A 13,574-nucleotide genomic window follows, 5' to 3' on the forward strand; every position below is an offset into this window, starting at 1 on the left:
GCAGGCTTCGCAAGGCGAAGCGATGACCGTCCCGACCGTACGGTCGGGACGGAAAACCCTGAACGGAGCGGCTCAGGCCTCAGCGGGACGCGGCAGGCCGAACCATTCCTCCAGCTTGCCCAGCAGACGTTCGACCTCGAGGGTCAGCAGGGTGAAGGTCGCGTCAGCCTCGGCGGCCGCGTCGGGATGGCTGTCGCCCAGTTCCTCGGTGATCACGTCCAGGAACTTGAGCTTGCGCACGATCAGGTCCTCGCCAAGCACGAAGCTCATGCGCTCATCGAAGGTGAGACCGAGCTGGAATACCTGCTTGCCGTTGCGCAGATGCTCCTTCACTTCCTCGCCATCCAGGTCCTGGCGGCGGCACTTGGCGATGGCGCCGGTGGCGGAGGCCGGGTCGCGCAGCTCCACCTCGTCGCCCAGCGCCAGCCCGGCCGGCAGATTGCCGTTGGCCAGCCAGTCGGTCATCAGCACACGGGGGCCTTCTTCCGGCGCCAGCGGGACGGCCGGGAAGCTGCCCATCGCTTCGCGGATTTGCGTCAGCGTGTTCTCGGCGGACTTGCGGCTCGAGGTATCGAGCACCAGCCAGCCGTTCTTCTTGTCCACGTAGGCGCGCTGGCGGGAGCTGCGGATGAAGGCGCGCGGCACCAGTTCGTTGAGCACGTCTTCCTTGATGCGCTTGCGCTCGCGGCCGCCGACCTTGCGGCCCTCTTCTTCGGCGATCTTCTGCACACGGCGGTGAAGTTCATCGTTCACCACCGAACCGGGGAGGAGCTTGTCCTCACCGCCCACGGTGACCATGGTGCAGGCATTCACTGCGTGCGTGAGCGGGGCTTCATCGCCACGACCCACCGGCGGCACGAAACCCTTGGTGCCCATTTCCAGCGGACCGCAGGGGCGCAGGCGATGGTCGCCCAGCGCTTCGTCGAGGCGGTTCAGGTCGTCGGCAATGGCGGGGGAAAAGCGGAACAGCGTGAGATTGCGGAAGAACATTCGGTATCCGTATTTTTTCTGCCGTCACCCCGGCGATGGCCGGGATCCAGGTGCGATGGGCATCGATGATGCCGCGTCGCCTTCTCACGCACTGAGGCGCTGGATCCCGGCGTGCGCCGGGATGACGAATAGGAGGGCTTGGGGCTGGATCAGCGGCTGACCGCAGCCACCGCATTCACCACCGTATCCAGGTTGGCGCGGTTCAACGCCGCCACGCAGATCCGGCCGGTGCCGATGGCGTAGATGGCGTACTCCTCGCGCAGGCGGTCCACCTGGGCTTTGCTGAGGCCCGAGTAGGAGAACATGCCAGCCTGCTCCTGGATAAAGCCGAAATGCGATGCACCCGCCGCGGCGAGCTTCTCGACCATGCCGGCACGCATCGCGTGGATGCGCTCGCGCATCTCGCCCAGCTCCTGCTCCCACATGGCCTTGAGCTCGGTGCTGCCGAGCACGGTGGACACCAGCAGGCCGCCGTGGGTGGCCGGGCTGGAGTAGTTCGAGCGGATGGTGCGTTTGACCAGGGACTGCACGCGCAAGGCTTCGTCGCGCGTCTTGCCCACGATGGACAGCGCACCCACGCGCTCGCCATACAGCGAGAACGACTTGGAATACGAGTTGGCGACCACGAAGGCGTCGATGCCGGAGGCAGCGAACAGGCGCACGGCGGTGGCGTCGGCGTCGATGCCTTCGTCAAAGCCCTGGTAGGCCATGTCGATGAAGGGCAGCAGGCCGCGCTCCTTCACCAGGTCCACCACCTGTTGCCACTGCTCGGCATTGAGGTCCACGCCGGTCGGGTTGTGGCAGCAGGCGTGCAGCAGCACGACGGTGCCCGGCTCCAGCTTGCCCAGGTCCGCCAGCATGCCGGCGAAGTCCAGGCCGTGCGTGGCGGCGTCGTAGTAGGCATAGGTCAGCACGTCGAAGCCGGCCGCGCCGAACACCACGCGGTGGTTTTCCCAGCTCGGGTTGCTGATGGCGATCTTCGCGCTCGGCAGGATCTGCTTGAGCAGGTCGGCGCCGACGCGCAGCGCGCCGCTGCCGCCGACAGTCTGCGAGGTGGCCACGCGGCCGGCGGCCAGCAGGGGCGAGTCTTCGCCAAACACCAGTTTCTGGGTGGCGAGGTCGTACGCCGGCAGGCCGTCGATGGGGATGTAGCCACGCGGCTTGGCGTCAAGCGCCAGCTGCTGCTCGACCTGCTGCACGGCGCGCAAAAGCGGGATGCGGCCCTGCTCGTCGTAATAAATGCCCACGCCCAAGTTGACCTTGCCCGGACGGGTGTCGGCCACGAAGGCCTCGGTGAGTCCCAGGATCGGATCGCCCGGGGTCATTTCAACGGATGCAAAGAGAGACACGGCGTTACTCGACTGGTTTTCGGTGAAGGTCACGACTCGTCCGGCGTACCGGCAAGCCACTCGTGCGCATCGGCGCGGGCGACACCTTCGCGCGCGCCCAGCGTGGCGAAGTCAAACAGCTTGCGATCGGTGAGCTGGGAGGGCTGCACACTGCCCAGCGCGCGAAAGATGTTCTCGGCGCGCCCGGGTTGGGTCTGCTCCCAGTCCTCCATCATGCGCCTAACCGCCTTGCGTTGCAGGTTTTCCTGCGAACCGCAGAGATTGCAGGGGATGATGGGGAATTCCCTGGCCTGGGCGTACTCGGCGATATCGCTTTCCTTGCAGTATGCCAAGGGGCGGATCACTACGTGGCGGCCATCGTCCGAACGCAGCTTCGGCGGCATCGCCTTCAGCTGCGCCTGATAGAACAGGTTCAGGAAAAAGGTGCCGAGGATGTCGTCGCGATGGTGGCCCAGCGCGATCTTGCTGACACCGTTGGCCGCCGCCCAGTGATACAGCGCGCCGCGGCGCAGGCGCGAACACAGGCTGCACATGGTCTTGCCCTCGGGAATGACCCGGGTGACCGTGCTGTACGTATCCTGCTCGATGATATGGAACGGCACATCGCGCCCGGCAAGGTATTGCGGCAGCACGTGGGCAGGGAAACCGGGCTGCTTCTGGTCCAGATTCACCGCGACGATCTCGAACCGCACCGGCGCCTTGGCCTGCAGTGACAGCAGCACGTCCAGCAGCGTGTAGGAGTCCTTGCCGCCGGACAGGCAGACCATGACCTTGTCGCCCTCCTCGATCATGTTGAAGTCGGCAATGGCCTGGCCCACCTGATGGCGCAGGCGCTTGGCCAGCTTGGTGGCCTCGTAGTGCTGCTTGCGGGTGGCGTCGGGCTGGGCGGACATGATCGGTGGGCAACGGGACGGCCTCCCATTGTAACGATCTGGCCGGCCGGGGCAGTCTCTTTGGGTCGCGCAGCGCTACACTGCGTGTGTTTTCCCCAGCCATTCGCACCGACATGCAGGTCCAGGACCAAGCCGAAATTGCCCACTTGCTGGCCGAGCTGCGCGTAGAGCACCGCGATCTCGACGTGGCCATCGAGCACCTGGCCGTGTCGCTCAGCCGCGACGAGCTTCAGATCACGCGCCTGAAGAAGCGCAAGCTGCTGCTGAAGGACCACATCGCCCGGCTGGAAAGCAGGCTGATCCCCGATCTGGACGCCTGAGACCTCCCACGGAGCACCAATGCCCGCGCTGACGCCTGTCCTGCTGGAAGACGCCCACGTCGCCCTCGAACCCCTCACCCCCGACCACGCCCCTGCCCTCGAGGCTGCGGCGGCCGACGGTGAGTTGTGGAAGCTGTGGTTTACCAGCGCGCCCGGGCTCGGCGAGACGACCGGCTACATCGCCAAGGCCTTGGCTGGCCAACAGGCGGGTCTGATGCTGCCCTTCGCGGTGCGCGAGAAGAGCAGCGGCGACATCGTAGGCAGCACGCGTTTCTATGACTACGTGGATGACCCGCGCCGCGTTGCCATCGGCTACACCTGGTACGCCAAGCGCTGGCAGAAGAGCCATCTCAACACTGCGTGCAAGCGCCTGCTACTCCAGCATGCGTTTGAGTCGCTGGGTTGCGTGGCGGTGGAGTTTCACACCGATCATCGCAATCTCGATTCCCAGCGGGCCATCGAGCGACTGGGCGCGCAACGCGAAGGCGTCCTGCGCAATCACAAGCGCCGTCCCGACGGCAGCTTGCGCAATACGGTGTGCTTCAGCGTGACCGACAGCGAGTGGCCGGATGTATCGCGCTGGCTGGCGCTGCGGCTGGAGCGTTTGGCGGGCTGAGCATCGATGTTCTCTGTGGAGCGCACTTGTGCGCGACCGCGGCGTCGCATCGTCCCCGCTTCGTAGGTGGTCGCGCACAAGTGCGCTCCTACAAAAGAACTTCGATAGGTGGCGCTCCTCTCACTTGTACGAGCGCACCTTGTGCGCGACCGCGGCGCCGTGTGGTCTCCGCTCTGTGAGGTTGTCGCGCACAGGGTGCGCTCCCACAGGGACAGGCGACGACTCAGAGCAGCCGATTCACCAACCGATCCAGCCGCACGCGCCGCATGCGCCGCAGCAGCTTGCGCACTTCCGGCGGATAGCTGCGCACACCTGGCAGGTCGCGATAATGCGCCAGACGTGTGGCATGCCTGCGCAACGCCTGCCATTCGGCTTCGTGCTGCGGCAACAGCCTGCGCGAGGGATCGCGCAACAGCAGGCCATTCTCAAGATCCAGCGCCCAGGCACGCGGGTTGAGGTTGTTGCCGGTCAGCACGGCGAATTCCCCGTCCACCAACAGACCCTTCAGGTGATAGGTGTTGTCGCCGTCACGCCATAGCCAAAGGTTCAACTGGCCGCTGTCGATGGCGCCCTGATGATCGTGCGCGAAGCGACGCAGATTCGCTTCATACAGATACGGCAGCATCCCGATGCGGCTGAACGGCTGCCCCGGCGGGATGTAGAAATCATTGGCCGTCTTGTCGCCGACCATGATGTCCAGCTGGCAACCACGGCGCAGCAAGTGACCGATCACCACGCGCACGGGGCGCGGCAGGTTGAAGTAGGGCGTCAGCAGGATCACGCGCCGCTGCGCGCCACGCAGCAGCGCCAGTAGTGTTTCGTTGAGCGCATTGTCGTTGCGCCCGAAACCGGCCAACGGAATCACCGCGACGTCGCCATCGCGCGGCGCCTCACTGGCGCCGCCGTATTGCGCCAGCTGCAGCGACTGGCGCAAGCGGCGGATCGGCTCCTGCAGGTCACGCGTACGCGGTTGCGGCAGGCGATCCAGTCGCGGCACGGCGTCGCTGCCGCGGAGCTGCGCATCGACATAGCCGGCCATGCTGTCGGCCAGCGCCCGGTGACGAATCAGGTGATAACGATCGAGTCGATAGCGGCCGTGCCTGGCCAGGTACACATCGTTGAGGCTGGCGCCGCTGTAAAGCACCGCGTCGTCAATGATGAAGCCCTTCAGGTGCAAGACGCCGAACAACTCGCGCGTCTGCACCGGCACGCCACGAATGACCACGCCCTCGCCCAGGCGCTGCGCATACTCGCGATACATCGCAGCATTGCCCTCGCTGTCGCCCTTGCCGATCAGGCCTCGACGCGCGCGATGCCAGTCGACATACACCTCCACCGACAGATCAGGGTGTGCACGTCGCGCCGCATGCAGCGCTTCGATCACTTCGCGACCGGCATCGTCGTCCTGCAGATATAGCGCGACCAGCACGATGCGGCGCTTGGCCTGCGCAATCAGCGAAAGCAGCGTTTCGCGAAACTCGGTCGGGCCCGCCAGCGTGGTGATGGCCTCTGCCGGCACGGTGAAACTCACCTGGCCGGACAAGTCGATCCCGCGACCCCGACCCAGTGAAAGCAGTCGACGTGCAAGGTTGCGTGGCGAGGGTAGCGGTCGATTCATAGGGGCCATGTTAGCAATCCAGCCCCATCTTGTAGGAGCGCACTTGTGCGCGACCGCCAGATTACCGTGACGGTTACGTCAAGCGGTCGCGCACAAGTGCGCTCCTACACGGGCCTCAGCGTTCCTTGTCGAGCACGCGGCGCGGCTGCACGTCGATGCTCACCGTCATGCCGGCCGAGAGGATCAGGCCCTTCGGTTCGCTGGCTTCGTCGATGTCCACGCGCACCGGAACACGCTGCGCCAGGCGCACCCAGTTGAACGTCGGATTGACGTCGGCCAGCAGATCGCGGCCGGTCGGATTATCGCGATCGGTAATGCCGCGCGCGACGCCGGTGATATGACCCTTCAGGCGAATACCGCCGCTCAACATGCGAATGTCCACCGGATCGCCCACGCGCAGATGCGGCAGCTTGGTTTCCTCGAAATAGCCGTAGATGTAGTAGCTATGGCGATCGATGAGCGCGAGGCGCGGGCTGCCGGTCGCGGCATAGTCACCGACACGCACATCAAGATTGGTTACGTAGCCGTCCACCGGCGCTCGCACTTCGGTGCGTTCCAGGTCGAGCTTGGCGCGATCCAGTGCCACCTGCGCCTGCACCACCGCGGCTTCCGCTTGTTCGCGCGAAGCATTGGCCTGATGGCCGCTGGCCTGTGCCTGTTCCCACACGGCGCGCGCGGTCAGGGCTGCGGACTTGGCATCGGTGCGTTCTTCCTTGGGCACCACGTCGGCCAGATCCTGGCGACGCTGTGCCTGCTCCTGGCGCATGTCGTACTCGGCCTTGCGTGCCGCAGCGCTGGCCAGCACCGCGTCGATGTTCGCGCCGGCGGCGCGCGCAGCGGCCTTGGCAGCGTTGAGGTTGGCTTCGGCCTGCTGTTCGGCGATCTGGAAGCGCTGCGGGTCGATTTCGAACAGCACGTCGCCCTTCTTCACTTCCTGGTTGTCGATCACCGGCACGCGCGTGACCAGGCCCGAGACGTCCGGCGCGATGCGCACCACTTCGGCGCGCACGCGGCCATCGCGCGTCCATGGCGCATACAGGTAGTGCCGCCACAGCGCATGGCACAGCAGCAAGGCCACGATCACGACGACGGCCGTGATGGCGAAACGGAGCACAGCTTGAGGTTCGAGTTTCATAGGTCAGGGATATAGGAGCAGGCCAGCCGCGCCGAACAGCACGAAGAACACGGCAACGCGAAACAGGGAGGGATGCCACACGTAGCGATACAAGCCGTAGCGGCCAATGAGGGTGTCGATACCCCACAGCACGAGCAGGCAGCCCAGGTAGACCAACAGCAAGCCCGGTACCAGGGCATCGGCAAGGGCGACTTCACGGGGCATGGGCGATCTCCGGTGCCTTGACGATGTAGGGAGCGAGCGCGGACTCGTCGTCACGCAACGCCGTGCGCAATTGCAGCAGATCCGCCAGCGCCGGCTGGCAGCTCGCCCGCGCCTGCGGCAGTGTCTGCGTAGTGAGTGTGATGGCCTGGTCAACGGCGTCATCGGCCACCGCCCAGCGCGCCTGGTCGGGCGCGTCGTAAAGCTTCGCCAAGGCATCCACGGCGTGTTGCATGGATTCCCTCACCGGCGGCGGCAGGCCCGTATGCAACATGTCCTGGCGCAACTCGATCACCGCTCGACCACTGTCATGCACGGCGAGCGCCCAGGAAAACAGCGCGCGCGACTCTTCGCTGCCCTGGCGGGTGAACTGCACGATCTGCTGATAGAGATCGCGATTCACGCTTTCGAAGCGATACAGGATGCCATCCATCGGTGCGGTGGCGGCATACACCACCTGCCGCCGCAACTGCGCCAGCTGACGTCGGCGCAACCACTGCGTACCGATCACGGTCGGAATGATCATGAAGGCCGCGCCACTCGCCATCAGGCCGAACAGCGCGGCGATGCCGTCGTTGATGAAGCGCTCGGGCGCATAAACCATCGGATTCTTGAGCGCCAGGATATAGACGAAACCCAGCGAGTAACCCGCGCCCACACCGGGTAAAGTGGCATTGCGCGTGGTGAGATACGGCCCGAGCGCGAGCAGTGGCGCGGTCACCAGGATCAGCATCACGAAGCCGTCGCTGCCCGGCATCAATTCGAACACCACGAAATACGCGGCCACCAACCCAATGGCGTAAGCCACCCAGGTATTGGCGGTTGCCAGCACCGGCATGGGCGATGTCGCCAGCAGACCGCTGAACACCGTGGCCAGCAGCAGCGCACTGAGGCCGAAAGTCCAGCCGGTTTCGATCCAGAACACGCTCAGCGTGGCCATGGTGAGGAAGGTGCGCACGATGGCAATCAGCGGCGAGGCGTAATCGTTGGCGCGCTTGAAGTCCACGCGCTCGACGGTGCCGCCGATCACGCCCTGGGTTTCGCGCAGGGTCGCTTCCAGCGAAGTGAAGTCGCGCAACTCGGCAGCAAAGCGACGCACCAGGGTGGTGCCGCTGTCGAATTCCAGCAGCAGATTCGGATCCTGCCGCAGATCTTCGCGCAACTTGGCCGCGAGCACCGGCAGCTCGGCTTCACAGGCCTCGATGCGCGTCGCCAGCAAACGCGGCATCGGCTTTTCGGACGGGTCGGGGCTGAGCGCCTTGCCAATGGGCCCATAGAGTTTGATCAGCGCCGCCGCCGTGCGTGGATGATTGCTGCGCTGCAGGCGATTGATCAGATGGTGCAGCGACTGGAAGCTCGTGGCCGCCGCCATATAGCGCAGATTGAGCAACTGCATGCGGCTGCTGCGCGCGCGCACCTCGGGGTCTTCGAAGATCACCGAGGAGCGCAAATCCTCGATCTGCACCGCCGCACGCACGAAGCGTAGATGCGCGTTCTCCATGTCCTCTCGCGGAATGGCGCCGCCCAGGCTGCCGCGCGCGAAATCGATGAAGTGCTGGTAATGCTCGCGCGAGATGCGTCGAAGCACGTCGCGCAAACGCACCGGCAGGACCACGTCACTGACCAGGCCGGAGACGATGATGCCGAGCATCACCTCGCTCACGCGGCCCACCGCCGAATCGAACACCGCCGTCGGATGATCGATCGCCGGCAGCACCACGATGAAAGCGGTATAGCCGGCGAGCACGAAGCCGTACGACATGAAGTTGCGGTACAAGACCGCACCGCCGGCGCACAACGCAACCCAAATCGACAGGCTCAGCAGGAACAGTTCGCGCTGCTGCGGGAACGCCGCCATCAGCAACACGCCGAACAGGCTGCCGGTGCAGGTGCCCAGGGCGCGATAGAAGCTCTTGGCCAGCACCGTGCCGCTCTGCGGATGCATCACGATGGCCACGGTGATCATCGTGGTCGCGGGCTGCTCCAGCTGGAACACCATCGTCAGCCATGCCGCGAGATAGAACGCGATCAGGCTCTTCATCACGAAGATCCAGGCCTGGCCCTCTTCGGCGGCGAAATCGCGCAACCACGGCGGGTTGCGCCAGGAAGCGAGGTCGCCAGGCATCGCCGACATGGTCACGCTCGCTCCAGTTGATCGAGAAACTTCTTGAGCAGACGCTCCAGCTGCCCCACATCGCGCTGGGACATGCCTTCCGCCTGCCACTCCAGCATCGCGCAGACATCGGGCAGGAAGCTTTCGATCAGCGCGAAGCCTTCGTCAGTCAAGGTGAGCGTGATTTTGCGACGATCCTCGTCGCTGGCGTTGCGTGCAATCAGACCTTTGTCGGCCAGCTCGTTGGTCAGTCGCGTGATGTTGGCCAGCTTCTCGCCCGCCGCGTCGGCCAGCTCGGTGGGATGCATCGCGTTGCCCTCGGTGCCGTAGATCATCATCAACAGGTTGTATTGCGGATGATTGATGCCGTACGGGCGCAGCATCGCGTTGGCGTCGTCGTTCACGCGCTTGAAGATGTGCCGGATCAACCGGATGAGCACGGCCGGGTCCCGCGGAAAGGCGGGATAGCGCTGACGGGTCACCGTCAGACGCTGTTCGGTCGGAAGAAAGCTGCTCATGGCGCCCCGATTAATTAGTACATATATGTAATATATATAACTGAATTTTATGCCCCGCCCCGGATGGCATGCAAGAGCGTCGGACGGCGCGCGTGAAAAAGGCGCCACGAGGGCGCCTTCGAGGTAAAGCTGGCGAGTGGTTCGCCCGTCGCCTCGGCGATGGCCGAGGCGCTGTTGCGAACTGAGCGCGCGCTCGACGCGGCTCAGTTGCCCTTGGCAGGGTAAGTCTCGAACCCACCCGGCGCGGTGCCGTTCGGCGCCGGATTCGGATTCGGATTCGTCGGGTTGGCCGGACGGGCCGACGGCGCCAGCTGGGCATTGCCGCACTGGTAGGCGCCCCACGGCTGCGAGCCGTCGGTGGGTTCGCCCATCGGCTTGATGGTATCGGCGTGCATCTTGGCCGCCTCGTTGCGCGCCATCACTTCCAGCTCGTCGCGCACCTTGATGTCGTTGCGATCGATCGGGCCGACGTGATCCATCACGGACACGGTGACCTTGCCCAGGTCACGGCAGGAAGACACATCGCCGCTCCACGCCGTACGGACGTTCTTCCCGGCGTCGTCGAGCGTGATGCCATAGGTGCACGCGCCAAGCAGCGCGATGGGAACGAGCAACAGCAGGGTCTTACGCATGAGCAGCTCCGCAACATGATGGAAATGAAAAGGCCAGGCGGTTTCCCGCCCGGCCTCCATCCTAACCCGGGGACGTGAACAGCTCCCCACAAAATCTCACGCTTACTTCGACGGCTTGGACGCCACCGGCTTGCCGTCGCCGTCGATCACCTGCACGTCGCCAAGATTCAGCGCACGCACCGGCTGCTCGATCTTCTTCAGGTCACCCACGATCACCCAGGTCAGCGCCTTGGGCTGGACGATCTCCTTGATCGCGCTTTCGGCATCGGGCTGGGTCACCGCTTCGGTGCGGGCCTTGAGCGTCTGCACGTAATCGTCCGGACGGTTGTACTGGACGATCTCGCTCAACGCGCTGAGCACCTCCGAGCCGGTCTCGAAACTGCCCGGCAGGCCGCGCACGTTGGAGTCCTTGATCTTGTTCACTTCCTGCTCGGTGAGCGGACGCGCAGCAATCACCTCGTTGGCTTCCTTGGCCACTTCGTGCGCGGATTCAGCGGTCTTGTCGGTCTGCACCGGGGCGTACATCAGGAACGGACGCTGACCGATCGCATCGCGCATGAAGCTGAAGGCGCCATAGGCCCAGCGCTTGTCCTCGCGCAGGTTCATGTTGAGACGCGAGGTGAAGCTGCCGCCGAACGCGCCATTCGCCACGTCGATGGCCAGTTCGTTCGGCGCCTTGCTGGATGGCGCCAGCAGGCCGGCCAGGATCAGCGACTGCGGTGCATCGGGCTTGTCGATCAGGAACACGCGCGGCTTGGACTGGGCGGCCACGGTGGCGATGTTCTTCTTCGGCACGGCGCTGGACGGCGCCTTCCAGTCGCCAAAGGCGGCATCGAGCTGCGGGATGATCTGCTGCAGCGTGGTGTCGCCGGCGACCAGGATCTTGACGTTGTCCGGACGCAACCAGTCGTTCTGGAAAGTGGACAGGTCCGATGCCTGCATCGACTTGATGGCAGCTTCCGTACCCGAGCCGGTGAACGGGATGCCATAGGCGTGATTGGCGCCGTAGAGCAGCGGCGGCAGGGTACGCAGGGCCAGCGCGGTGGGCTGGGTCTTTTCCTGCGCGATGCCGGCCAGCCACTGGCCGCGGATGCGTTCGATGTCCTCGGACTTGAACGCCGGGTTGCGCACGATGTCGGCGAACAAGGCCAGCGACGGCTGCAGCTGATCGTTCAAGGCATTGAGCGAAGCGGAGCACGAGTCCAGCCCGCAACCGATGCGCGTGATCGCACCCAGGCGCTGCTTGCGCTTGGCCACTTCCACCGAGTCGAGATCCTTGGTGCTCTCGTTCATCAGCGTGGTGGTGAAGCTGGCGGTGCCGAGCTTGTGGCCCTGGTCGGCCGCGTAGCCGGCGTCGAACATCAGCTGCACATGCGTCACCGGAATGGTGTGGCGCTCGGCCAGGATCACTTCGATGCCGTTCTTGAGCTTGCCGCGTTCCAGCGCCGGAAATTTAAGGTCCGGGAACTGCGAGACCTGCGGCACGCCCTTGCTGCGGTCGATGTCGCTCTTGGCCACGGTGTATTCGTGCTTGGCCGGCATCTTGGCAGCCGGGCGATCGGGCTGCGGACCCAGCGCCACCACCTTGGCGTCCTCGCTGTCCGGGTTGAAGTCGTTGCCGGCGGGCAGCACGGTCAGCAGGTAATCGCCCTTGCTGAGCCACTTGTCGGCAGCAGCCTTGACGCTGCCCGGAGTGGCGGCATTGGCGCGTTCCAGGTCCTTCTTGTAGGCACCCGGATCACCGCGATACACCTGACCTTCCGCCAGGATCACGGCCTTGCCGCCGAAGCCGCCGACCTTTTCCAGGCCGCGCACGAAGCCGGCGCGGTTGCCGATCTTGGCGCGTTCCAGTTCGTCGGCCGTGGGGCCTTCGGCGAGGAACTTCTTCACCTCTTCGGCGATGACAGCCTCGACCTTGGCCTGGTCCACGCCGTCCTTGATGTCGGCCTGGATCTGGAACTGGCTGGCCAGCGCAAACGGCGAAATGCTGGCGGACACGTCATCGACCAGCTTGTCCTGGTAGACCAGCCGCTGATACAGGCGCGAAGTCTTGCCGCCGCCGAGCACGGTGGAGGCGAGGTCGAGCTGAATCGCATCGTCCGTGCCCAGCTGCGGCACCACCCAGGTGCGATAGATGCGCGGCTGCGCCACGTGGTCATGCTGGATGCCGCGGGTGGATTTGGTGAGCGGCGTGATCCACGCCTGCTGGCGCGGCACCGGCGGGCCGGCGGGGATGTCGCCGAAATACTTCTCGGCCTTGGCCTTGGCTTCCGCCAAGGTGATGTCGCCAGCCAGCACTAGGGTGGTGTTGGCAGCGCCGTAGTAATCGTGGAACCACTGCTTCACATCGCCCAGCGAGGCGGCGTTGAGATCGGCCATCGAGCCGATGGTGTCGTGCTGGTAGGGATGGTTGCCCGGATAGGTGTTGGACAGGATGTTCTGGTCCACGCGGCCGTAGGGACGGTTTTCGCCCTGGCGCTTCTCGTTCTGCACCACGCCGCGCTGGGTGTCGAGTTCCTTCTGGCCGATCGCGCCGAGCAGGTGGCCCATGCGGTCCGACTCCATCCAGAGCGCCATGTCGAGCGCGGTGGTGGGCACGGTTTCGAAGTAGTTGGTGCGGTCAAACCAGGTGGTGCCATTCATGTCGGTGGCGCCGGCCAGCTCGAACGGCTGGAAATACGTGCCCTTGTGATTCTCCGAGCCGGAGAACATCAGGTGCTCGAACAGGTGCGCGAAGCCGGTCTTGCCCTTGGGCTCATCACCCGAACCCACGTGGTACCAGATGCTTACCGCGACCACCGGTGCCTTGTGGTCTTCATGCACCACGACAGTGAGGCCATTGGGCAGGGTGAAGCGGGTAAAGGCGATATCCGGAACCGCCTGTGTGGACTCGGCAGCTGCCGCCTGGGGCAGCGCGATCGCGGGCAGGCCGGCGGACATGCTGAGCACTCCTGCAACGAGTAGGGCGAGGGGCTTTCTTGCCATCACGACACTCCTGTTTTTTTTGACGAATGAACATTCCGAGGCTAGCCACGGCCCGGAACCTTGGCAAATGACCAATGGCATGGTGGACAACCGCCGTCGAGCTTCGTTCGACGCAAGATCATGACGGGGCGGCGTGCAGGACCTCCGGACAGGTGTCCGCAGTTGTCCGGCCACGCCCGGTCGCTGTCCGCGGACAGCTCACGC

General features: G+C 64.9%; 12 protein-coding genes. 2 read left to right on the forward strand and 10 right to left on the reverse strand.

What is annotated here, in order from left to right:
* Nucleotides 1-72: 72 nt before the first annotated feature.
* From AC1DE1_RS06005 to ttcA, 3 genes are all read right to left on the reverse strand, one after another.
* Nucleotides 73-990 carry a recombination-associated protein RdgC gene (locus AC1DE1_RS06005; RefSeq protein WP_441601995.1) on the reverse strand — a complete coding sequence of 306 codons (918 nt, stop codon included), beginning with the start codon at nucleotides 988-990 and terminating at the stop codon, nucleotides 73-75.
* Nucleotides 991-1,139: 149 nt separating this feature from the next.
* Complete coding sequence (locus tag AC1DE1_RS06010) at nucleotides 1,140-2,339, reverse strand: amino acid aminotransferase (RefSeq protein ID WP_477179030.1); 1,200 nt, start codon at nucleotides 2,337-2,339, stop codon at nucleotides 1,140-1,142.
* A gap of 29 nt (nucleotides 2,340-2,368) precedes the next feature.
* Nucleotides 2,369-3,232, reverse strand: a complete 864-nt coding sequence (gene ttcA, locus AC1DE1_RS06015) for a tRNA 2-thiocytidine(32) synthetase TtcA (RefSeq protein WP_477176794.1) — start codon at nucleotides 3,230-3,232, stop codon at nucleotides 2,369-2,371.
* Between the two features lie 113 nt (nucleotides 3,233-3,345).
* Here ttcA and AC1DE1_RS06020 point away from each other — a divergent pair, with 113 nt between their 5' ends.
* On the forward strand, nucleotides 3,346-3,552 hold the full coding sequence (locus AC1DE1_RS06020) for a YdcH family protein (RefSeq protein ID WP_046972478.1): 207 nt from the start codon (nucleotides 3,346-3,348) through the stop codon (nucleotides 3,550-3,552).
* A 19-nt stretch (nucleotides 3,553-3,571) separates the two neighbouring features.
* The gene (locus AC1DE1_RS06025) at nucleotides 3,572-4,168 is read left to right on the forward strand and encodes a GNAT family N-acetyltransferase (RefSeq protein WP_477178967.1); all 597 of its coding nucleotides are present in this window, start codon (nucleotides 3,572-3,574) and stop codon (nucleotides 4,166-4,168) included.
* Between the two features lie 223 nt (nucleotides 4,169-4,391).
* Here AC1DE1_RS06025 and pssA read toward each other — a convergent pair whose 3' ends face one another.
* From pssA to AC1DE1_RS06060, 7 genes are all read right to left on the reverse strand, one after another.
* The gene (gene pssA, locus AC1DE1_RS06030) at nucleotides 4,392-5,786 is read right to left on the reverse strand and encodes a CDP-diacylglycerol--serine O-phosphatidyltransferase (protein WP_477178968.1); all 1,395 of its coding nucleotides are present in this window, start codon (nucleotides 5,784-5,786) and stop codon (nucleotides 4,392-4,394) included.
* Between the two features lie 115 nt (nucleotides 5,787-5,901).
* The gene (locus tag AC1DE1_RS06035; protein WP_477178969.1) at nucleotides 5,902-6,921 is read right to left on the reverse strand and encodes an HlyD family secretion protein; all 1,020 of its coding nucleotides are present in this window, start codon (nucleotides 6,919-6,921) and stop codon (nucleotides 5,902-5,904) included.
* Between the two features lie 3 nt (nucleotides 6,922-6,924).
* Nucleotides 6,925-7,125 carry a DUF1656 domain-containing protein gene (locus AC1DE1_RS06040; RefSeq protein ID WP_441601990.1) on the reverse strand — a complete coding sequence of 67 codons (201 nt, stop codon included), beginning with the start codon at nucleotides 7,123-7,125 and terminating at the stop codon, nucleotides 6,925-6,927.
* Entirely contained in the window at nucleotides 7,115-9,256 is a 2,142-nt protein-coding gene (locus tag AC1DE1_RS06045) for an FUSC family protein (RefSeq protein ID WP_477178970.1), read from the reverse strand. The genes AC1DE1_RS06040 and AC1DE1_RS06045 overlap by 11 nt, the downstream gene beginning before the upstream one ends.
* Nucleotides 9,257-9,258: 2 nt before the next feature.
* Entirely contained in the window at nucleotides 9,259-9,753 is a 495-nt protein-coding gene (locus tag AC1DE1_RS06050; protein ID WP_477178971.1) for a MarR family transcriptional regulator, read from the reverse strand.
* Nucleotides 9,754-9,956: 203 nt separating this feature from the next.
* Complete coding sequence (locus AC1DE1_RS06055; protein ID WP_441601987.1) at nucleotides 9,957-10,385, reverse strand: DUF4156 domain-containing protein; 429 nt, start codon at nucleotides 10,383-10,385, stop codon at nucleotides 9,957-9,959.
* Nucleotides 10,386-10,487: 102 nt separating this feature from the next.
* Nucleotides 10,488-13,370, reverse strand: coding sequence for a M16 family metallopeptidase (locus tag AC1DE1_RS06060; RefSeq protein WP_477178972.1), 2,883 nt, complete (start codon nucleotides 13,368-13,370; stop codon nucleotides 10,488-10,490).
* Nucleotides 13,371-13,574 lie beyond the last annotated feature (204 nt).

The organism is Dyella sp. 05T440 (assembly GCF_056395965.1).